We start from the raw sequence: 22,122 nt of genomic DNA, 5'->3' as shown, positions 1-22,122 counted from the left end.
GAAAGAAGTTGTTTTGTGAACATTATCTTGTTAAATAAAATCATTTTTATTTTTTTGTTTTCAATTCATCCCTCTCTTTTGGAGAGGTTAGGGGAGGATTATTTTATAAATTTTATGGTAAATGGGTATTTGTAATTTTCGCCTTCTTTTGCTTTTATAGCAGCTATAATTACCAAAGCAATCCCGACTAAATAAATAATTCCTGCAGCAGAACCAAAACCAATAAGACCTAAAAAATTATTATTGTTGAAATCGAAATTCATATTAAAATTGTCGAAATTATTGATGTTGTTAAAAAAGGAACCAATTGCAAACGGAATAAAAGTTAGCGTTAGAATAAAAGAATATAGGGTGTAACTGATATTAAAATTGACTGCTTCTTTACCTTGTTCATCTAAAAAAGAACTTCTTTCTTTTAAAGTTTGCCATGCAATAAGTGGTGTAATGATATGACCAAATGGAAATATAAAACCTGCAAAAGCAGAAATATGTATTAAAAAAGCGTTGGTGTTTTCGTTATTTTGCTTCATAATTTTTAAAGTGTATAATACTTTCTTATGCAAATATATATCCTTAAAAAGGTATTATGCAATACATAGTACTATAATTAACATTTATTTAACATTTTAAGACCCTGTAGTAATTCGATTAAATGTCTTAAATTGCCAGTAAATTCAATAGGTATGAAGATTACACCCAAGAAAGTGAATATGTTTATGATGCTAAAATTACCTTTGGCATATTTAGGTGGAGTAAGGGTGAAAACACTTTCTGATGAAGAAGCAACTGTTAAAATTGCGCATAAATGGATGAATCAAAACCCATTTAAAAGTATGTTCTGGGCTGCGCAAGGGATGGCCGCAGAAATGAGTACAGGCATTTTGGTGATGCAAGCTATAGAAAAATCTAAAGAAAAAGTTTCGATGTTAGTAACACATCAAGAAGCAAACTTTTTTAAAAAAGCGACGGGTAAGATTTTGTTTACGTGTGCTGGTGGTACAAAGATTGATGAAGCCATCAAAAAATCAAAACAAACCAATAAAGGGCAAGTTATTATTTTAACTTCCGAAGGAATCAATGAAGACGGCGTAGTGGTTTCTAAATTTAGTTTTGAGTGGAGTCTGAAAGTGAAACCTTACCTATAGTTTAAGGTTTCAGCTTATTTTTTTGATACAACTGAGGTCTTTCTTCATTGTAATCACAATCCTGAAAAATACCACAAGAGACATTTGTTCTAGCTAGAGACTTTGTGACTTCAAATTTTTTATAAAATGCTTCTATTTCTGGAGATAAATATTTCATAAATTAATTTTTTATCAATTGGTAAAAAAAATACTATTGTAAAATTACTTATTTTCTTTCGCTTTTAAACCTTTTACAAATTTATCTAAACGTTTTCCATAATCAGAATCTTTTACTTTTGGAGACAAAGACTTGTTTATGGTATCTAGCAAAGTAATGTTAGCATCGTACAATTCTGTTAAAGCAATATAAGGTGCCGCTTCTGAGTCATTATTGTTTAAGGCGAAATTAGTTGTGTATAAATACTTTCTTCTAATCATGCTGTTAAAATCCTTTTTCACTTTTTCCATTAAATCGATATCTTTAGATCTTGCAGCGTCAAATTCTTTTTTGATAAATTCTAAACGTTGATTTTTAAATTGATTGTTAATTTTTAAGAAATCATTAAAAACCAACTGATTTTCTGAACCTATAATTTCTGGATTAAATCCAAAAGCCTCAATATGATTATTTATTGTAATGGTTCCTTTGTTACCAAAAAATAGAATTCTTTTGTCGGTAGTATTTCCGTCAAAAGTTACATAATACATTACAGGAGAATCTACATTGTCTGTCAATTTAAAATTTCCATCTCCAAAAACTTTTACAGAATCTACAGAAACCAGTGCAGTATCATTCATTTTTTGAAGATATAAAGTTCCTTTTTTAAGCCCTTTAATATTTCCTTCTACAATCATGTTTCCATCTTTTTTAGAGGAGCATGCAACGATTAAAATGGATACTAGTAAAACTGCAATAATTTTCTTCATTTCTTCTAAATTTAGTCTGCAAATATGCTTTATTTTTTTAGATGGTTGATGCTAATTCCATTAAAATTGTACACAAAATTGCACCAACAGTTCCAATGGCATATCCAAAAACAGCTAATAAAACACCAACAGTAGCTAAAGAAGGGTGAAAAGCTTGTGCAACAATAGGCGCAGACGCAGCACCACCCACATTTGCTTGGCTACCCACTGCCAAAAAGAAATACGGTGCTCTTATTATTTTAGCCACAATAATTAACAAAGCGGCATGTATGGTCATCCAAACAAAACCAATAGCAATTAAACCAGGATTTTCAAATGCCTGATTTAAATCCATTTTCATACCAATGGTTGCCACTAAAATATAGATAAAAATACTTCCTATTTTACTTGCGCCAGCACCTTCGTAATTTTTTGCTTTTGTATAAGATAAAATTATGGCAACAATTGTAGAAATACTAATGAGCCAGAAAAAACTTGAACCTAGGAAAGAAAAAACATTTCGCCAAGTTTGTGAATTGATAGCTGTTACAAATTCTGTAAAAAAACCACTTAAATATTTTGCTGAAAAATGCCCAAAACCAACCGTTCCAAATGCAATGGCTAGCATGATCATAAAATCGGTTAGCGTAGGGTTTTTCTTTACTTTTTGAGTAAAATGAATCACTTTTTCTTTGAGTTCTTCAATAGCAGAGGTATCTGCCTTTAGCCATTTGTTAATTTTATCTTTTTTACCAATTCCAATCAACAAAATCGCCATCCAAACATTGGCCACAACAATATCTACAATCACCATTCCGCCATATTTTGCAGGATTGTATTTGTAAATTTCTAACATAGCAGTTTGGTTTGCTCCACCGCCAATCCAACTTCCTGCTAAGGTAGAAAGTCCTCTCCAAACCGCATTAAAATCTGCACCTCCAACAGTTTCTGGAGAAAAAATAGCAATTAATAAAATGGCCAATGGCCCACCAATGATAATACCTACAGTTCCTGTGAAAAACATAATTAATGCTTTAGAACCTAAGTTAAAAATAGCTTTTAGATCGATACTTAATGTCATTAAAACCAAAGCTGCTGGCAGTAAAAAACGACTGGCAACATAATACAATTGCGAAGTGTTTTTAACGGTTTCTCCAGTTATATCTAGGGTTTCCCATTCTGGAGAAATAATTCCTACAGTTGTAAAAATTGCAGGAACAAAATACGCCATAAATAAACCTGGTACTATTTTATAAAATTTCGGCCAAAATCCAGTTTTTAAATTTTCTGTATAAAAAACGAATCCTAGAGATAGCATTAAAATACCAAAAACGATGGCATCATTTGTAATTATTGGTTGCATATTACATTTAACTTTTAGTGAAACAAGTATTTAGAGCAATCTTAAATTATTTTAATGCACAGAATACATTTTAGTATCTTTAAAAGGAGAAATCTTTATGTTTTCTGTTGCAGATTTGTAAGTTAACCAATCTGTATTAAAAAATGTATTTGTTTCACTAACTACTTTTTTAAATTCGTCTTTAAATTGATTCATTAAGACCGTTTCTGTAGTAGTTTGTAAGCCAAAACGAGAACGAATATACCTGCTTGCCAGTCCAAAACGCTGATTTACGGTAATTTCAGGATTTCTTGTAATTCCCTGTCTTTTATCAATCGTACCTAGGTATTTCGCTAGTAAAGTATCAATTTTTTTAATAATTTCCGTGGATGATTTTATTTCTTCTTTATAAGTTTTCTTATTTTCTTTAGACAATTCAGATTTTATAGAAGTTGCGGTATTTTTACTTTCTACCAACTGTTTTACAATAGCTGCAATCTTTTCTTGGTAGCTTTCTAATTCTTTGCTTGCTTCATATTTTTGATTGATTGCCGTTTCAGATAGTTGTAATCTAGGGTCATACTCAACCTTAATATCCTGTTCTGAAACTTCATCACCAAAAGTCATTCTTAATCTGTAAGTTCCTGGCTTTACTGTAACTCCACTTGGTTCTCTTTTAGGTTTGCTTATTTTTCTAGAAGCTCTAGGCACTCCTCTTTCTCTTAAATACCAAGTTGTTTTATGGATTCCACTTTCTTTTGGAGTTTTAAATTTTAAGGTTCTAATTTGTTTTGTGCCATCAAAAATTTCTAGTGTAATAGAATCTTTTTGAGTTTTTTTATCATTGATATTTTTTTCTTTTTTCAAGGGACTGAAGTCCCTTGCTATTGAAGAATCTTTTTTCTTGATGTAATAAGAAATAAGAGCACCACGATTTCTATTTTCTCCTTGATACAATGCATCTGCACCAAATCTACTTCCAGTTGGTTGTTGAGATGCAGCTTGGTAAGCAGTAGGAGGCGTAAATAACACCAATTTCTGATGAGTTGTTTTTCCATTTGCCATGGCTCTTAAAGGGCGAATGTCATCTAAAACCCAAGCAGCTCGCCCAAAGGTTCCAATAACCAAATCATGTTCTCTAGGATGAATTACTAAATCTTTAACAGGAACTGTTGGGAAACCGTTTGTCCACTTTGTCCATTTGTTTCCTGCGTTCATAGAGATGTATAAACCATCATCAGTGCCTAAAAACAATAGGTTTTTATTTTCTGGATCTTCAATAATACACAACGCATAACTTTGCACATCATTTTCGTCTACAATGCGCTCCCACGTTTTTCCGTAGTTTTTGGTTCTGTAAGCATAAGGTGTATAATTAAAACGCCTGTAATCATTTGCAACTAATAACGCTTCACCTTTATTTTTATTGGATGCTTTTATCTGTGTAATCCAAGAGTATTCTGGCAAACCTTTGATGTTTTTTGCAACATTTGTCCAAGTTTCTCCGCCATTTTTTGTGATGTACACTTGGCCATCATCTGTAGCAGCCCATAAAACGTCTTTTTCTAAAACAGTTGGTTCGATTACTAAAATGGTACAATGGTTTTCTGCACCCGTTGCATCCATTGTTAAGCCGCCACTTTCTGATTGTTTTAATTTTTCTGGATTGTTTGTTGATAAATCTGGCGAAATAACCGTCCAAGTCAATCCTTTGTCTGTTGATTTATGTACAAATTGACTTCCGAAGTATAAAGTCGAATTATCAAAAGGATCTATATGAATAGCTGCATTCCAATTAAAACGTAATTTTACAGTGGCATCTTGATGTGTTGGTTTTACTGAATAATTATTGCCTGTAATATGGTCATATCTTACCACAGAACCTTGCTGACTCATAGACCACCCGTATCTTGAATTGTCTTTGTCTGGAACCACGTCAAAACCATCACCAAAACTAATTTCTTGCCAATAAGAGTTTCGAATTCCTTGAGATTTCCAAACATAGGCTGGTCCTCTCCAAGAACCATTGTCTTGCATTCCTCCATATACATTGTACGGAAATTCATTGTCTACATTGATATGATAAAACTGCGCAACAGGAATATTTCCTATAAAACGCCAAGATTTACCACCATCTTTTGTAATGTTTAATCCACCATCATTTCCATCAATCATAAATTTCCCGTTGGTAGGATGAATCCACCAAGCATGATGATCTGGGTGCACGCCATTGTCAACACCATAAGCAGGCATTAATTGTTTAAAATTTTTACCACCATCTTCAGATACATTGATATAGGTGAAAACAGTATACAATCTGTTTTCATTTTGAGGATCTACATAGATTTCTGAATAATAAAACGGACGGTTTCCAATACCAGGTTTGTCATTAATTTTTTTCCACTTAAAACCACCGTCTTCACTTTTGTATAAAGCATTTTTCTTTGCTTCTACCAATGCATAAATTACATTAGGATTACTTGGGGCAATGGCAACACCAATTCTACCTAAGTTTCCTTTTGGAAACCCTTCTTTTTCTGTTATTTGTTTCCAATTGTCGCCACCATCATGTGTAATGTACAATCCACTTCCTTCACCACCAGAATTAAAAAACCAAGGATCGCGTTTGTGTTCCCACATGGCAGCAATAATTTTATTTGGATTTTTTGGATCCATAATTAAATCTGCTGTTCCAGATTTTATATTTGTGAATAAAATTTGTTTCCAAGTTTTTCCACCATCAGCAGTTTTATAAACGCCACGTTCTTTATGGGCTCCCCAAGGAGAACCAATGGCACCTACATACACAACATCGGGATTTGTTGGGTCTATAATGACTCTATGAATATGGCGCGTTTTTTCTAAACCCATTGCTTTCCAGGTTTTACCAGCATCTAAAGATTTATAAATTCCAAAACCACCATTTAAACTATTTCTAGGATTTCCCTCACCAGTACCTGCCCAAATTACACTTGGGTTCGATTGTTGAATAGCAACTGCTCCAATAGACGCGGTCAGTTCTTTTTCGAAAATTGGTGCCCATTTGATACCGCCAGAAGTAGATTTCCAAATGCCACCAGAAGCGGTACCAACGTACATTATTTCTGGGTTAGATGCTACAACATCAATAGCGGTTACACGTCCAGACATTCCGCCAGGACCAATATTTCTTGGTTTCATGTTTTTTACCAAATCCATAGAGAATTCTTGAGAAAAGAGTAGGGAAGTGGCAGATAAAAAAAGTAGTGTAAAGAGTTTTTTCATTATAGTAGGTTTGTCGATTTTAAATAATAGCGAACAAGATACAAAATAGATAACGCTCTATAAAAGTTGAGCGTTTTTTTAACATTCTCATCAATAGGAATGGGCTTAAGCCCATTCCTATTGATGAGAATTATTCTTCCTTTTTTTTAGGTTCTCTTTTAGCGTCTTTTAAAGACTGCATTAACATCCACTCTATCTGCCCGTTTGTAGAACGAAACTCATCTGCAGCCCATTTTTCAATGGCTTTTATCATGTCTTCATTTACTCGCAACGCGAAAGCTTTTTTCTTTGCCATGTTATTTTTTTACAAATGAAACTACTGTACGTATTAGTGCTTCTGAAATTGCAAATTCTGATGAAAAATAAGATGTTAAATTGTCTTCGTCTTTTTGGATATTCTTTAGAACATGATTCATGTTTTTTATAATCACGAGTTCTGCAGTTGGTTTTGCAGCTTTTAAATTATTTGCATCTTCAATTTGGACCTGTAGATCTTTATCACCATTTAAAATTAGTACTGGAATTTGTAGCTTCTTAATTTCTTCAACAGGATCTAAAGAAATCCAAGAACTCCAAAATGCTTGATTTGGTTTCGCAAAAATTGAAATTAAATTAGGATTTACATTTTCTACCGTTCCTGTTTCTTTTAGTTCTTTAAAATGTGCTTTAGCAATTTCACCAAATTCAATACTTTGTGCTGTAACTTGTTTTATAATTGTTTGATCAACAGTTTCTCCTGCACCTGCAATAGAAATATATGTATCAACTTTTTCTGAAGCCAACATAGCAACTAATGAACCTTGGCTATGACCAATTAAAATAATTTCAGAAAAACGTTTGTCTTTCTTAAAATAATTAACCACTTCTTCTGCATCATAGGCAAAATCTAGAACTTGTGTGTCTTTTAGAAAATTTTTATTATTAGGGTTTGCAGTTCTTTTATCATAACTAAAAAAAGCAATATTTTCTTTGTTTATAGCATCTCTAAACTGTTGAATGTAATTTGCTTTTACATTTTGTGCGGGTTGATTTCCATTTCTATCTATCTGACCAGAACCATGAACCCATATAATTAGCGGCGTATTTTCTTGAGAATAGCTAAGCGTTCCGGGTAATTGAATTGCCATATTATGAATGGTGATTTCTTCGGTCTTTATTTGAGCGATTGTCACTAGAATACTAAATATATAGACTGTTAAATAGGTAAGAACTTTAATCATTATTTTTTTCTTTATATGTTTTTAAAACATTTATAGCTTCCTCTTTTTTTTGGGTTCCTATTAATAATTTCTTGCCATTTTTTAATTCTAATTGAATGCCAAGATTGCCAGAAACATTCATGCATCTTCCTTTTTTCTTGTTCCAAAGAAAACCACCTTTTACTCCCCAGCCACCATATTCACCAATAGGGTCATATTTTCTTACCGTGGCCATTTCAATGTCATTCCATTTGATACTTTTAAGCTTTAAATGAAACGGAAAAAATTGATAATGAATACCAGTTTCATCGATTCTAGTTTTTAATTTGAAAAAGAAAATCAAAGCGACAGATGCAACAATTGCCACGATGCTAATTAGAAAACTATTCGTAGATATTTTAGTATCTTCTTTAAAATATTCTTGAAAGACGGTAACAATAGGAACAATGACGCTTACCGTCAAAAGAACTAGTAACCAAGGTTGTGTAAAACACTGTTCTTCTTTGAAAATTCTCATTAATTATTCTTTTAGATTTGAGTTTCTTCCCTTTGGGAAGATGAAGATGAGCTCTTAATGACTTAAAGTTCCTGCATTTACAACCGGTGAAGCTTCTTTGTCTCCACATAAAATAACCAATAGATTACTTACCATTGCTGCTTTGCGCTCATCATCTAAATCAACAATTTTCTTTCTACTCAATTCTGCCAATGCCATTTCTACCATTTCCACAGCACCTTGTACAATTTTATGTCTTGCCGCTACAATGGCTGTTGCTTGTTGTCTTTTTAGCATTGCAGAAGCAATTTCATTTGCGTAGGCTAAATATCCAATTCTAGCTTCAAGAACTTCAATTCCTGCAATGGTTAAACGTTCATCAATTTCTTTTTCTAAAGCTTCAGAAACCTCATTTACACTAGAACGAAGCGTAATATCTTCATCATGACCTTCATCAGCAAAATTATCATAAGGATACATACTTGCTAACTTTCTAACGGCAGCATCTGTTTGTACGCGTACAAAATTTTCATAATTATCTACATCAAAAGCAGCTTTATAGGTATTTGTAACACGCCAAACTAAAATGGTAGAAATCATTACAGGGTTTCCTAATTTGTCATTCACTTTTAAACGTTCACTGTCAAAATTACTTGCTCTTAGAGAAATTGTTTTCTTTCTAAAAAACGGATTTGCCCAATACAAACCATTGTCTTTAATAGTTCCCATATATTTTCCGAATAGTAAAACCACTTTAGAAGTGTTCGGATTTACTAAAATAAAACCAAATAATCCCACAAAACTAATTACTGAGATGATGAGGTACACTGCATTTTCTTGTTGAATGGAGAGGGCAATACTTCCAAAGAAAAGAATAAGAACAATTGCTAACATTAGATAACCATTGGCTGGTTTGATAATTTTTTCTGCTTTCATTATGTATGATTTAGTTTGATATTAAATTGATATCATAAAGATACATTATATTTTTTTACTTTTCCAAATTTTATTGTCTTTAATTTTATAATTTAGCTGAAAATTAATTTTAAAAACTAAAAATGAGAATCAAATTATTTCTATTTATATCTGTATTGTTTTTTTCGAAGTCTACAAAAGAAGATACTGTTTTTTGGGGACAAAACGGACATCGAGTTACTGGTAAAATTGCCGAAAGTCATCTCTCTAAAAAAGCAAAGAAAGCGGTTAATAAGTTGTTAAAAGGAGAAAGTTTGGCCTTTGTTTCTACTTTTGCTGATGAAATAAAATCTGATAGAAAATACAGCGAATACTATCCTTGGCATTATATAAATATGGATTTGGATGAAACCTATGCAACTGCAAAGAAAAATCCGAAAGGAGATTTAGTTTCTGGAATTCAGAAATGCATCACGGTTTTAAAGGATAAAAACAGTTCTACAGAAGACAAAGCGTTCTTTTTAAAAATGTTGGTGCATTTTGTGGGCGATTTACATCAACCGATGCATATTGGAAGAAGAGAAGATAAAGGAGGAAACTCCATACAAGTGCAATGGTTTGGAGAAGGAACAAATTTACACGCAGTTTGGGATACGAAAATGATTGAAACATGGAATATGAGCTATGTAGAATTGGCAAACAACGCAAAAGATTTGTCTAAAAAACAAATTGAAGCCATCGAAAAAGGATCTGTCGTAGCATGGGTAGATGAGGTACATGAAATTACAAAAGAAGTGTATCATTCTGTAAAAGTTGGTGAGAATTTACGTTACAAATACTCTTACGACCATTTAGATACTTTAAGAGACCAACTGCAAATTGGAGGTATTCGTTTGGCAAAAATATTGAATGATATTTTTTGCTAAGCAAAACTTTTTAATTCTTTGAAGGAAGGAATTCGTAAATTTAACGCGATAATAGCGATCAAGATCTTTGCGAATTTGTGAAATCTGTGTCTTACATTTACACAAAAAAAATAAATATCTATAAAATTAGGTCTTTTATGGGCTAGCCTCTGTATGTTTTTTTATGTTAAGAATCAGTTAATTAACACGTTGGTTTCTAATTATTCTGTAAATTTATAAAATGAAAACAAAAGGCATACTGCTTGGTTTAATTTTTTTAGGATTCATTTCTTGTAAAAAGGAAGTTGTTAAAAATGTTGAAAGCCCTAAAATTTCTTTACAAACCAATTTACAAACTACTGTAAAGTCATATACGTATGAAGAGTTAAAACCTTTGTTAGAAAAAAAGGATGATAAAATTTACGTCGTTAATTTTTGGGCAACTTGGTGCGGACCTTGTGTAAAAGAATTGCCAGAATTTGAAAAATTGGGAAAAGAATATGCTGATAAAAATGTTGAAGTTTTACTGGTGAGTTTAGATTTTCCGAAGCAAGTAGCCAAGAAACTAATTCCGTTTATAAAAAAGAAAAATTTACAATCTAAAGTGGTGTTGTTAGACGATATCAATGAAGATGTTTGGATCAAAGCCATCGATTCCACTTGGTCTGGCGCAATACCAGCAACCCTTATTTACAACAAACATAAAAGAAAGTTTTACGAACAATCTTTTGACTATAAAACTCTAGAAACAGAAATAAAGAATTTTTTGAAGCCAAATATTTTGGAATGAAATTATAAACATGTTTTCAGTTTGAATTTTGTATTTAATTGTAAACTAAAAAATTCTTTATTTAGATTCCCGTTCCTGCCTGCTGCAGGCAAGGTTCATGAGAATGACAATTTTAGAGGATATCTTGAAGTTTACTTCAAGAAACCTTTTTTAATTATAAACCTTTTAAAACTATAAAACGATGAAAGTACTAAAATTAACACTATTCCTTTGTGTTTTTGCAGTTACGGCAGCATTTACATTGAAAACAAATGATGGTTACAAAGTAGGAGACACTATTGAAGACTTTGCGCTTAAAAATATAGATGGCGAAATGATTTCTTTGGCAGATTATGAAGAAGCAAAAGGCTTCGTTATTATTTTTACTTGTAATACATGCCCCTATTCTGTGGCAAACGAAGACAGAATTATTGCTTTGAACAAGAAATATGAAAACAAAGGCTTTCCTGTAATTGCAATCAATCCTAATGATCCTGTTGCGGTGCCTGATGATAGTTTTGACAAAATGAAAATAAGAGCCAAAGAAAAAGGGTTTCGGTTTCCTTATTTGTTAGATGAAGGGCAGAAAGTGTATCCAAAATTTGGAGCTACAAAAACACCACATGTATATATTGTGACTAAAAACGACCTAAAAGTACAATACATTGGTGCAATTGATAACAGTGCTAGAAATCCAGACAAGGTTACAGAAAAGTATGTAGAGAATGCTTTAGATGCTTTATTGGCTGGAAAAAAAATATCAAAAACCGAAACGAGAGCCATCGGATGTTCTATAAAAGTGCAGTAAATTCTAAAATTTTATTTAATTGAAAAATCCCAAATTAAAGTTTGGGATTTTTTTTGCTAATTTTTTTAAATACTAATGTATAGTTTTTTATACACGGTTATATAGAGGTGTTTATGCGACTTTAAATTCTGATTCGTTCATTTCTACACTAAATTTTACATTGGCTTTTAAAGCTCGAAACACTTTTAAAATCGTCTCGATAGTTACATTTTTTGTATTATTTTCGAGTTTTGAAATCTGTGATTTTTGTACCCCAATGAGTTTGCCAAGTTGCTCTTGAGTCAATTTGCGTTCTTTTCGAACAGACTTAATCATATCACCAAGAACTTCCATTCGTAGATCAAACTCGTATTTGTCTCGTTCTTGTGTTCCAACTTTTCCAATGTCCTTGTCCTTCATTTGGTCAAGTGTCATCATTTTTATTTTCTTTTTTGCCATAACGTTGAGTTTATTTATCAAAATACTCTGCTCTAATTTTCAATGCTTTTTCAATTTCCGATTTTGGTACTTTACTTACTTTTTTAATCATTCCGTGTGCACATAGTTCAAGTGTTTCGGTTTTATTAGTTTTATCCCAAAAGGCAAATAATCTGTATTGAATACTTTGATAAAGTGTTCTGAATTCCCAAATATCGTCAGTTAGCTTTTTAAACAGCTTTGAATCGTTTTCGAGTTTTGCTTTATCTAAATTATAGTAGATTTTCTTTTTTGCTTTTGCATCTAATTTAGACATGAAATCAATAGCCTGCTCAAGAAAACTACCTCAAATTTTGGTTTCATTTGACTTTTTTGTGGTTTAACTTATAACAAAGATAATGAAAAAGTTGAATTATAAGGAAACTTTGTTAATTTAATTCGTAGTACTTATTGTATTTAAATTAATAGCGTAATAACACAGTTCCATTTTTTGTAACAAAAAAAACCGAGTTTAAGACTCGGTTTTACAATTATATTTTCAAATATTTTATTTCCTAACAATTTCACCACAACCAATTCTTGGGCCTGCAGCTCCAGAAGGTTGAGAACTAAAATCATCGGGACCTTTATGAATAATAATAGCATGTCCAACCACATTTTTAGCGTTGTCTCTATCACCCACAGACCACAAGTTTGTTGTTCTTTCAATAGTTCCTGTGCCTTCAGCACCAACTACTAAATTGCCGATATCGCCAATATGAAAAGGTTCTTGCATCCATTTTCCATGGTTTTTGTTTGTTGGGTTCCAATGGCCACCAGCAGACTTACCATCTTCTGCAGAACAATCTCCAACAGCGTGGATATGAATGGCGTGGTTTCCTTCAGAAAGTCCAGAAAGTTCCGCATTCATCGTGACCATTCCGTCTTTTTGAATAAAAGTAACCGTTCCAGAAACATTGCTACCACTTTTAGCTTCAATGTTTGCAACGGCTTTTTTTTCATCTGTATTACAAGAAGCAAAAAAGCTTATTGCAAATACTAAAATTCCTAGTTTTTTTAAATTTTTCATCAGTCTTTATTTTTTAATTATTTTCTGTTTGGGTACCAATTCCATTGTACAACTTCAATAGAAGGACTTTTCAAGTACACAAGCTTTCTAAATTCAACAACATCACTCAAACCTTCTGTTCCTCTATAATGATAAGGGTATACTTTTTTAGGTTTGAATGCTAAAACGGCATCAGCAGCACTTTCAACCGTCATGGTATATGGTAAATTCATACAAACAAAAGCTTTGTCAATATTTTTTAAATTTCGCATTTCAGGAATGTCTTCTGTATCTCCAGAAAAATAAATTCTTTCATTATTTATCGTTAGTACATACCCATTTCCTCTTCCTTTTTCGTGAAATTTTAAAGCTTCTTCACGTAAATTATACATAGCTATGGCTTCCACAGTAAAAGTAGCAACAGCTTTTTCTTCGCCATTATTGATGATAATGATTTCTTTCACTTTTAAATCTGAAAGCTTGTCTGCAACCGCTTTAGGAGCAATAATTTTAGTCGCTGTTAAATCTAAAGCTTCTAAGGTTTTTAAATTCATGTGATCTCCATGAATGTCTGTAATTAAAACATAGGTAGGTTTTTCAAAATTAGCAAAAGCTGCTGCGCCACCTGTTGGATCTAAATAAACAACTTCATTATTAAAATTTAAAACGGCAGTTGCGTGGGAAATAGGCGTGATTTTTAAATCGGTTTTCGTTACTTTTTTAGGATCAGCAATAATTTCTGAAGCTTCATTTTTTGTATCGTTTTTTTTACAAGAAACAATTACAAAAGCAAGTAATAATAGCGTGAAAATTTTTTTATACATGATTCAAAATCTGAGTTAGTTTCTTCAAAGATAGCAACTAAAAACGTCCTTTTCTGTTAACATTTTTTTAATTTTATTGAATTTGAATTTTTTTGTTAAACTATATGAAAAAAGGGCATTAAAAAAGATAATTTTTTTATCTTTAAGAAATAATAAAATCAGGAATGAATTTAGAAAAATATAGAGTTTCTCAGCAAATAGTGTTGAAAGATTTTAAGACAAAAGAGCTGGAAGAAAATGCTGAAAAGAAGCTGAAGAAACTCCGTAAAAAATTAAGCAAAACACAAGATGCCATGTATGCAGAAGGCAAATACGGGGTGTTAATTTGCTTACAAGGAATGGATACTTCTGGTAAAGACAGCTTAATTAGAGAGGTTTTTAAAGATGTGAATGCTCGAGGTGTAGAAGTGCATAGTTTTAAGGTACCCACGGAATTAGAATTGAAACATGATTTTTTGTGGAGGCATTATATTGCCTTGCCTGCCAAAGGAAAAATGGGGGTTTTTAATAGAACGCATTATGAAAACGTATTGGTTACAAGAGTGCATCCTGAATATGTTTTTGGTGAAAACATACCAACAATTCAAACGATAGAAGATTTAGATGCTGCTTTTTACCATGATAGAATGGAAAGAATTAATGATTTTGAAGATCATTTGGTAAAAAACGGAACCATTGTTTTAAAATTCTTTTTGAACCTTTCTAAAAAGGAACAAAAAAATAGGTTGTTAAGAAGGTTAAACATTCCTGAAAAGAATTGGAAATTTTCTGCGGGCGATTTAAAAGAGCGCAAATTATGGGACAAATATCAGTTCTGTTACGAAGATTTATTAAACAGAACTTCGAAAGAAAATACACCTTGGTTTGTAATTCCTGCAGATGATAAATCGACTGCAAGATATATTTTGGCGGAAATTTTACATCATGAATTAAAAAAGTACAATTTTAAAGCACCAGAATTACCCGAAAAAGTAGCTTTTAGAATCGAAGAATTTAAAGAACAATTGAATAACGAATAAACTAGTTCTCGACTGCGCTCGAACTGACAGAAATATGTCTCCTCGAGCGGAGTCGAGAGGTTGAATAAAAGTAAACATGAATTTAAAACTAAACAAACCGATTGTATTCTTCGATTTAGAAACTACCGGAGTTAATATTGCAACTGACAGAATTGTAGAAATTGCGATATTAAAAGTATTTCCGAACGGAAATAAAGAAAGTAAAACTTGGTTGGTGAATCCAGAAATTGAAATTCCGCAAGGAGCAACAGATGTACATGGAATTACTAATGAAAAAGTGGTGACAGAACCTACTTTTAAAGAATTAGCGCAAGAAGTAAGTACAATGATAGAAGGCTGCGACTTGGCAGGTTTTAATTCTAACAGATTCGACATTCCTTTATTGGCAGAAGAATTAATGCGTGTAGGAATCGACTTTGATATGAAAGATCGAAAGGCGATTGATGTACAAGTTATTTTCCATAAAAAAGAGCAAAGAACCTTAGGTGCTGGATATCAATTTTACTGTGGAAAAGAATTAGAAGGAGCACACGGTGCAGAAGCAGATACCAATGCAACTTATGAAATTCTGTTGGCTCAAGTTGATAAATATGAAGATATAGGAAATTCAGTAGACACGTTAAGTGAATTTTCTACACACGGAGTAAGAGCAGATTTTGCTGGTTTTATTTTGATGAATGATGAAAAACAAGAAATATTCTCTTTCGGAAAATACAAAGGTAGAACTGTAGAAGAGGTGTTTAAAGAAAATCCTGGATATCATAATTGGATTCAGAATGCAGATTTCCCTTTATACACCAAGAAGGTTTTAAAAGAAATAAAAGCAAGAATGTCTTCGCCAAAAAAAACGATGTCAGACGAAGATAAATTACAAGCCTTGCAACAAAAATTTAATTTGCGTTAGTAACTGTTTTACACACTTTACAACTTCGAAGCTTGAGATAAAAATTGATCAAACGGTTGTAATGACGTGAGACAAATGCTTGTAAGTGTTTTTTTCGAGCGTTCCGAAACTTCGGAAGAGAACTTTAAGTATTTTAAAATTAACGAATAAAACATCACAAATAATGTTTACAGCATATAAAAATTTACCTAGCAATTCTCGTGTTTGGATTTACCAATCTGATAGAGAATTCACATCGAAAGAAATTGAAATTATTTCTGCAAAAGCAGAAGATTTTATCAACCAATGGACACGTCATGGAGATGATTTAAAAGGTTCATTTACCATTAAGTACAACCAGTTTTTAGTTTTGGCGGTAGATGAAAGTTTTAACAATGTTTCTGGTTGTTCTATAGACAGTTCTGTTCGTTTTGTACAGCAATTACAAAATGAATTACAACTAGATTTAATGAATAAAATGAATGTTACTTTTAAAGATCATGACAATATTAACTTGGTGAAATTGCCTGATTTTCAGAAATTTGCCAAAGACAAAAAAGTAACCTCAGAAACCATTGTCTTTAATAATATGGTAAATACCAAAGAAGAATTTGAAAACAATTGGGAAGTTCCTGCAAAACAAAGTTGGCATAAACGCTTTTTGGTATAACTATTGATTTCATAACTACAAAGATTCTTATAAGTAAATAATTTACATTAAGGATGTAATAATTTCCCCTAAATAACTTTATAGACAAGCGTTGTTGCTAGTGCAACACAGTAATTTGTTTTTAAAGATTACCATTGCCGAATTTTTCAGAAATGTTAGTTTCGGAATGAGATTACAAAAGTACTCCCCCTTCAATTACGCTCATATTAAATTAAAAACCTGCATAGATCTGCCTAAGATATTTAGGCGATCAAAAAATAGATTAAAAAGAATGAAGAGAAAAATACTAGGATTATTACTCATCGCTATGGGGTACAATTTCAGCGCACAAACAGTAGATCCGTTAAGAACTAAAGATTTTGTTGCGCAAGATATTTGGGTAGATAGTATTATGAATGCGATGTCTATAGATGAAAAAATTGGGCAACTATTTATGGTGCAAGCTTATTCTAACCTTGATAAAAAACACGAAGATTTTATTACTGAAATGATTACAAAATATCATGTAGGGAATTTGATTTTTATGCAGGGAACTCCAGAAAAACAAGCAACGCTAAACAATAAATATCAAGATGCTGCCAAAATACCTTTATTAATTGGTTTTGATGGAGAATGGGGTTTAGACATGCGCTTAGACAATACCTATCGATTTCCATGGAATATGACTCTGGGTGCTATTAGAAATGATTCTTTAATAAAACAATTTGGGCAGCATTTAGGAGCACATTGCAAGCGTTTAGGAATTCATGTAAATTTTGCACCTGTGATTGATGTAAATGTAAATCCTGCAAATCCTATTATTGGAAATCGGTCTTTTGGAGAGCATAAAGAAAATGTAACTCAAAAAGCCATTGCTTTTATTCAGGGAATGCAAAGTGAGGGCGTTTTAGCAAATGGCAAACATTTTCCTGGCCATGGAGATACGGCATCAGATTCGCATCATACATTGCCATTGTTAAATTTCGATGCAGCACGTTTAGATTCCATAGAATTATACCCATATAAAAAAACATTTGATGTTGGTTTGGCAAGTGTAATGACTGCGCATTTAAACATACCAAGTTTAGAGTCTGATGTAAATTTACCAACATCACTTTCTAAAAATGTAGTAACAAATTTGCTACAGCAAAAGCTAGGTTTTCAAGGCCTTATTATTACAGATGGATTAAACATGAAAGGAGCAACAAATTACGCAACTTCAGCAGCAATAGATTTGGCGGCAATACAAGCAGGAAATGATTTGTTGTTAATTCCGCAAGATGTACCAGCTTCTATAGCATTAATGAAAAAAGCTTTAGAAACAAAGACATTAACAGAAGAGCGTTTAGATTTTTCTGTAAGAAAAATATTAAAATCGAAATATTGGGCAGGTTTGCATAATTACAAACCGATTGTTTTAGAAAATTTAAATGAAGATTTAAATAGAGTAGAAGATGAGTTGTTGCATAGAGAATTGGTAAAAAACGCTTTAACAATGGTGAAGAATATCAATAATAATTTGCCCATTAGAGACTTAGAAAAGAAGAAGATTGCCTATGTAAAGTTAGGAAATGCAGAAAATGATTTTTTTATAAACATGTTAAAAAACTACACAAAAGTTGATGTAATTTCAGACAAGAATTTAGATGGATTGATCAAAAAACTAAAACCTTATAATTATGTAATTATCGGTTTTCATAAATCGAATTTACACCCTTGGAAAAGTTATAAATTTTCGAATAAAGATTTGGTTTGGTTGCAAGAAATATCAAGAGAAAAATCGGTGGTTTTAGATGTTTTTGCGAGTCCGTACAGTTTATTGCAAGTAAAAAGTTTTGCGAACATAGAAGGTTTAATAGTTTCTTATCAAAATAGCAAATTGGCACAAGAAATTTCTGCGCAATTAATTTTTGGTGCCGTTTCAGCAAAAGGAAAATTACCAGTTTCTATTGGAACAGTATTTAAAGAAGGTTTTGGTATCAACACGCTTCATTTGAGTAGATTCGAATACACAATACCAGAAGCTGCAGGGGTGTCTTCAAAAAAACTAGCGTTGATAGATAAAATGGCAGATACCATTATTGATGATAACATGGCCCCTGGTTTTCAGATTTTTGTGGCTAGAAATGGTAAAGTAATTTTACAAAAAAGTTATGGTCATCATACACACGATAAAGAATTAGTCGTAAAAAATTCAGATATTTACGATTTAGCATCGTTGACAAAAATACTCGCTTCCTTACCTTTAATTATGAAAGCAGAAGAGGAAGATAAAATACCTTTAAGTGCAAGTTTAAGAGACCTTCTGCCAAGTTTTTCTAACTCCAACAAAGATACAATTACTGTAAAAGAAATACTTTCTCATTTTGGTCGATTAAAAGCGTGGATTCCCTTTTATGTAGATACACAAGACAGTGTTACAGGAAACAATTTAGAAACGTTTTACAGAAAGAAAAAATCCAATAAATTTAATATAAAAGTTGCAGAAAATCTTTTTTTAAATAGAAATTACAAAGACAGTATTTATAAATACATAAAAAATGCAGATCAAAGACTAAGAGCGGGGTATAAGTACAGCGATTTAGGCTACTATATTTTTAAAGAGGCTTTAGAGAACACGTATGATAAGCCTTTAGAGACCTTGGTAGATGAAGAATTTTACAAGTCTTTAGGTGCTGATAGAACAACGTATTTACCGCTTAAAAAATTCAATTTAAACGAAATTGTACCCACAGAAAAAGACGATTATTTTAGAAACCAATTATTGCAAGGTAATGTACATGATATGGGTGCTGCAATGTTAGGAGGCGTTGGTGGTCATGCGGGTTTGTTTGCCAATGCAAACGATGTTGGTAAAATTATGCAAATGTATTTGCAGAAAGGCTTTTATGGCGGAAAACGCTATTTAAAATCAGAAACTATTGATAAATTCAACCATCGATATTTCTCAGATAAAAAAGTAAGAAGAGGTTTGGGCTTTGATAAACCACAATTAAACCCTAAAGTAAAAGCTACTTGTGGTTGCGTTTCCGATGAAAGTTTTGGGCATTCTGGTTTTACAGGAACCTATACTTGGGCAGATCCAGAAAGCGGATTGGTTTATGTTTTTTTATCAAACAGAGTATATCCTAATATGGACAATAGAGGTTTGATTAGAAGCAATATGCGAACAAAAATTCAACAGGTAATTCAAGATGCTATTTTAAATTAGAAGCTAATTCCAGCTTTCCGTTATATCTTTTTATGCTGATTTTATTTCAGCATCTCGCTATCTGTTACAAATACTATAATTATTTGTAATAGATAGTTAGTTGAGTTTAGCATAAAAAGGATGTCACTTCAATCTGGGCTAAACTTGTTTATCAGCTTCAATTTATTCTTCATACTTTTTTGCATTTGTAGGAGCAAATTTCACATAAATTAAAACCAACAAAACAGCAAAAGTGAGGTAGAGAAAACCAAATAAACTTCCATAGAAAACAACAATTATCCAAGTTTGTAAACTATAAAAAATAGTACAAAAAACCAGATTTAAGCTAAACCGAAATGTATCTATAAATTCAATTTCATCAATTTTTTTAGCTGCTATTTTCCATAGTACATACGGAATGATACTATTCAGAATAATTAGATAAAACAAAGGTGTTAGGTAATTCTTTTTTGGCTCTTTTTTCTTTGGAATTGTATTGTTTTTAATCATTAGATTTACTACATCAACATTGGTAAAATCAACTTGAGCATCATTTAGTTTTTGTAAAGTTTTATTATAATTTTCATCATCATTAATATGAACTATTCGTTTTTTGAGTTGTTCTGAAACTTCAGACTTTAAAATATGTATTGCTTTTGCCAAAGCATTTGCTTCAAAAATTTTTTTGGTAGCAATCGGTTTTCCGTAGTTTATACAAACTTTCGCTGGAAAGTTAGAAATATGTTGATAGGTAATTCCAACAGGAACTATTCTAATTTCTAAATCGGGATGTTTCTCTAAAGCACCAGATATAATTCGTGTAAATCCTTTGCTTAAAGGTCTAATAGTTCTTTTTTTGTCATGGCTTCCTTCAGGGAAAATCATTAAGGCATCTCCTTTTTTTAAGATCCCAAAACACTTTTCAAAAATTTCTTGATTGTTTGCGAGTTGCTGAATGCCATCTCTAATTCTATAAATTGGCATTAGGTGTAAAAATGCTAGCACTTTTTTAACAATCGGATTTTTAAAAGAGGCAGCTCTCACCAAATAATGATTGGTTCTCTTATTTGTGGTTGTAACATACAAAGGGTCTATCAAACCATTGGGGTGATTTACAGCAAACAAAACAGCTCCTTTTTTAGGAATATTTTGTTTCCCTAAAACTTTTATTCTTTTAGTGTAAAAAAACAAACCAGTTTTTATATAAATGCGCAGTAATAGTAGCCAGAATTTTTGTACCATTCTCTAAACGGTTTTAATTACTTTCCGTTCTTGTCTTCCCCAGTAAGTTGCCAAAAGAATTCCAGAAAAGACATCCCAAATCCCCCAAAAAGCCGCTAGTAATGCCATACCGCCCAATCCATCAAAAAAGCCAAATATTAAAAGCAAACCCAAACCACCATTTTGTATCCCTGTTTCCATAGCAATTGTTTTTCGATCTTCTTTATTTAATCCAAAACTTTTTGCGGTATAAAATCCAAGAATAAATGCAAAAATATTATGAAAAACTACCAAGAAAATTACATGGTGAATGTGATTTATAAAAATATCTAAATTTTGAGAAAAAGCAATAAAAATTAAAGCGATAAAAACCAACATCGAGATGGGTTTTAAAACTTTTTCTATTTTTTCTGCCATTTTAGTGCGGTAATGATGCAGCAACATTCCAAAGAATAACGGAATTCCTAAAATTAAAGAAACCAATTTTAATAAATCTATCCAATTGAGTTCTACGGTCTCTAAAATTGCATTGGTAGGTTCGTACAAACTTCCCCAAAATTGCAAATTAAAAGGGGTCATAAAAATACAAACTACCGTAGCAAAAGCGGTTAAACTTACAGATAAAGCTGCATTTCCACCAGCCATTTTACTAAAAAAATTAGAAACGTTTCCACCAGGACAAGCCGCAATCATCATCATTCCTAAAGCAAAACTGGGGTGTGGCTCTATAATTAAAATAGCTAAAAAAGTACATGCAGGTAGTAAAATAAATTGTGATAAAACTCCCACAAAAAGTATTTTCGGATTTTTAAAAAGTCGTTTAAAGTCTTCAATAGAAATCCCTAAAGCTACTCCAAACATAATAATGGCAATGGCAATATTTAAGATCCACAAGCCACTAGCATCGAAGTTTATTTTTATGGAATCTATGTCTATTTGGTTTTGCATGTTTTTAGATTCGTTTCAAAGTTTCAAAGTTTCAAAGTTTCAAAGTTGAGATTTCTCAATCGCTTAAAAAAAGCTCATATCGAAATGACATTTGTTAGAATTTTTCATTCTTGCTAACTGTACTTCCCTGATTAGAGTTGACCGTTTTTAGTTATTTATTTCATTATTAAAAATAGTAATAATTGGTTTATTATT

23 protein-coding genes are annotated in these 22,122 nt (G+C 31.9%); 8 read left to right on the top strand and 15 right to left on the bottom strand.

The features are described 5' to 3' along the window. Nucleotides 1–98: 98 nt before the first annotated feature. Nucleotides 99–530 (bottom strand): DUF4870 domain-containing protein, encoded by a 432-nt coding sequence (locus Q0998_RS08075; RefSeq protein WP_299668640.1) that lies wholly within the window; start codon nucleotides 528–530, stop codon nucleotides 99–101. Nucleotides 531–683: 153 nt separating this feature from the next. Here Q0998_RS08075 and Q0998_RS08070 point away from each other — a divergent pair, with 153 nt between their 5' ends. Further along, nucleotides 684–1,145 carry a DUF4442 domain-containing protein gene (locus Q0998_RS08070; RefSeq protein ID WP_299668637.1) on the top strand — a complete coding sequence of 154 codons (462 nt, stop codon included), beginning with the start codon at nucleotides 684–686 and terminating at the stop codon, nucleotides 1,143–1,145. Nucleotide 1,146: 1 nt separating this feature from the next. On the opposite strand, the gene Q0998_RS08065 is transcribed toward Q0998_RS08070, so the two are convergent. The 8 genes from Q0998_RS08065 to Q0998_RS08030 all read right to left on the bottom strand — a co-directional run bounded on the left by Q0998_RS08065 (nucleotide 1,147) and on the right by Q0998_RS08030 (nucleotide 9,267). Then, on the bottom strand, nucleotides 1,147–1,302 hold the full coding sequence (locus Q0998_RS08065; RefSeq protein ID WP_299668635.1) for a hypothetical protein: 156 nt from the start codon (nucleotides 1,300–1,302) through the stop codon (nucleotides 1,147–1,149). Between the two features lie 44 nt (nucleotides 1,303–1,346). Continuing rightward, nucleotides 1,347–2,051: a DUF4369 domain-containing protein gene (locus Q0998_RS08060; protein WP_299668632.1), complete on the bottom strand. Its 705-nt coding sequence runs from the start codon at nucleotides 2,049–2,051 to the stop codon at nucleotides 1,347–1,349. Between the two features lie 37 nt (nucleotides 2,052–2,088). Then, nucleotides 2,089–3,393 (bottom strand): DUF819 family protein, encoded by a 1,305-nt coding sequence (locus Q0998_RS08055; RefSeq protein WP_299668628.1) that lies wholly within the window; start codon nucleotides 3,391–3,393, stop codon nucleotides 2,089–2,091. 51 nt (nucleotides 3,394–3,444) lie between these two features. After that, complete coding sequence (locus Q0998_RS08050) at nucleotides 3,445–6,636, bottom strand: hypothetical protein (RefSeq protein ID WP_299668625.1); 3,192 nt, start codon at nucleotides 6,634–6,636, stop codon at nucleotides 3,445–3,447. Nucleotides 6,637–6,766: 130 nt separating this feature from the next. Next, nucleotides 6,767–6,931 (bottom strand): Arc family DNA binding domain-containing protein, encoded by a 165-nt coding sequence (locus Q0998_RS08045; protein WP_299668623.1) that lies wholly within the window; start codon nucleotides 6,929–6,931, stop codon nucleotides 6,767–6,769. Between the two features lies 1 nt (nucleotide 6,932). After that, a complete protein-coding gene (locus tag Q0998_RS08040; protein WP_299668620.1) occupies nucleotides 6,933–7,856 on the bottom strand; it encodes an alpha/beta hydrolase in 924 nt (307 codons plus the stop codon). Then, nucleotides 7,849–8,352 carry a hypothetical protein gene (locus Q0998_RS08035; RefSeq protein WP_299668617.1) on the bottom strand — a complete coding sequence of 168 codons (504 nt, stop codon included), beginning with the start codon at nucleotides 8,350–8,352 and terminating at the stop codon, nucleotides 7,849–7,851. Before Q0998_RS08035 ends, Q0998_RS08040 begins: the two co-directional genes overlap by 8 nt. 54 nt (nucleotides 8,353–8,406) lie before the next feature. Further along, complete coding sequence (locus Q0998_RS08030; RefSeq protein WP_299668615.1) at nucleotides 8,407–9,267, bottom strand: SPFH domain-containing protein; 861 nt, start codon at nucleotides 9,265–9,267, stop codon at nucleotides 8,407–8,409. Between the two features lie 122 nt (nucleotides 9,268–9,389). Here Q0998_RS08030 and Q0998_RS08025 point away from each other — a divergent pair, with 122 nt between their 5' ends. From Q0998_RS08025 to Q0998_RS08015, 3 genes are all read left to right on the top strand, one after another. After that, the gene (locus Q0998_RS08025; protein WP_299668612.1) at nucleotides 9,390–10,172 is read left to right on the top strand and encodes a S1/P1 nuclease; all 783 of its coding nucleotides are present in this window, start codon (nucleotides 9,390–9,392) and stop codon (nucleotides 10,170–10,172) included. Nucleotides 10,173–10,392: 220 nt separating this feature from the next. Next, a complete protein-coding gene (locus Q0998_RS08020) occupies nucleotides 10,393–10,941 on the top strand; it encodes a TlpA disulfide reductase family protein (RefSeq protein WP_299668609.1) in 549 nt (182 codons plus the stop codon). 181 nt (nucleotides 10,942–11,122) lie between these two features. Then, a complete protein-coding gene (locus Q0998_RS08015; RefSeq protein WP_299668608.1) occupies nucleotides 11,123–11,728 on the top strand; it encodes a thioredoxin family protein in 606 nt (201 codons plus the stop codon). Nucleotides 11,729–11,839: 111 nt separating this feature from the next. Here the strand turns inward: Q0998_RS08015 and Q0998_RS08010 are convergent, their stop codons facing one another. From Q0998_RS08010 to Q0998_RS07995, 4 genes are all read right to left on the bottom strand, one after another. Further along, nucleotides 11,840–12,166: a helix-turn-helix transcriptional regulator gene (locus tag Q0998_RS08010; protein WP_299668606.1), complete on the bottom strand. Its 327-nt coding sequence runs from the start codon at nucleotides 12,164–12,166 to the stop codon at nucleotides 11,840–11,842. 10 nt (nucleotides 12,167–12,176) lie between these two features. Further along, nucleotides 12,177–12,461 carry a type II toxin-antitoxin system RelE/ParE family toxin gene (locus Q0998_RS08005; protein WP_299668603.1) on the bottom strand — a complete coding sequence of 95 codons (285 nt, stop codon included), beginning with the start codon at nucleotides 12,459–12,461 and terminating at the stop codon, nucleotides 12,177–12,179. A 231-nt stretch (nucleotides 12,462–12,692) separates the two neighbouring features. After that, nucleotides 12,693–13,214, bottom strand: a complete 522-nt coding sequence (locus Q0998_RS08000; protein WP_299668600.1) for a superoxide dismutase family protein — start codon at nucleotides 13,212–13,214, stop codon at nucleotides 12,693–12,695. 17 nt (nucleotides 13,215–13,231) lie between these two features. Beyond that, a complete protein-coding gene (locus Q0998_RS07995) occupies nucleotides 13,232–14,017 on the bottom strand; it encodes an MBL fold metallo-hydrolase (RefSeq protein ID WP_299668599.1) in 786 nt (261 codons plus the stop codon). Nucleotides 14,018–14,181: 164 nt separating this feature from the next. On the opposite strand from Q0998_RS07995, the gene Q0998_RS07990 reads away from it, so the two are divergent. The 4 genes from Q0998_RS07990 to Q0998_RS07975 all read left to right on the top strand — a co-directional run bounded on the left by Q0998_RS07990 (nucleotide 14,182) and on the right by Q0998_RS07975 (nucleotide 19,779). Then, nucleotides 14,182–15,036, top strand: a complete 855-nt coding sequence (locus Q0998_RS07990) for a PPK2 family polyphosphate kinase (protein WP_299668597.1) — start codon at nucleotides 14,182–14,184, stop codon at nucleotides 15,034–15,036. Between the two features lie 76 nt (nucleotides 15,037–15,112). Continuing rightward, entirely contained in the window at nucleotides 15,113–15,940 is an 828-nt protein-coding gene (locus tag Q0998_RS07985) for a 3'-5' exonuclease (protein WP_299668596.1), read from the top strand. Between the two features lie 163 nt (nucleotides 15,941–16,103). Further along, complete coding sequence (locus Q0998_RS07980) at nucleotides 16,104–16,589, top strand: ABC transporter ATPase (RefSeq protein ID WP_299668595.1); 486 nt, start codon at nucleotides 16,104–16,106, stop codon at nucleotides 16,587–16,589. Between the two features lie 271 nt (nucleotides 16,590–16,860). Then, nucleotides 16,861–19,779 carry a glycoside hydrolase family 3 N-terminal domain-containing protein gene (locus tag Q0998_RS07975; protein WP_299668593.1) on the top strand — a complete coding sequence of 973 codons (2,919 nt, stop codon included), beginning with the start codon at nucleotides 16,861–16,863 and terminating at the stop codon, nucleotides 19,777–19,779. A gap of 162 nt (nucleotides 19,780–19,941) precedes the next feature. Here the strand turns inward: Q0998_RS07975 and Q0998_RS07970 are convergent, their stop codons facing one another. Next, a complete protein-coding gene (locus Q0998_RS07970; RefSeq protein WP_299668590.1) occupies nucleotides 19,942–21,000 on the bottom strand; it encodes a 1-acyl-sn-glycerol-3-phosphate acyltransferase in 1,059 nt (352 codons plus the stop codon). Between the two features lie 3 nt (nucleotides 21,001–21,003). Continuing rightward, nucleotides 21,004–21,927, bottom strand: coding sequence for a bile acid:sodium symporter family protein (locus Q0998_RS07965; RefSeq protein ID WP_299668587.1), 924 nt, complete (start codon nucleotides 21,925–21,927; stop codon nucleotides 21,004–21,006). Nucleotides 21,928–22,122: the final 195 nt, after the last annotated feature.

This window comes from uncultured Polaribacter sp., assembly GCF_947501385.1.
In the GTDB taxonomy this organism is placed as follows: Bacteria; Bacteroidota; Bacteroidia; order Flavobacteriales; family Flavobacteriaceae; genus Polaribacter.
Note: the sequence above shows the minus strand (reverse complement) of the source record. Positions and strands in the feature narration are given on the sequence as shown.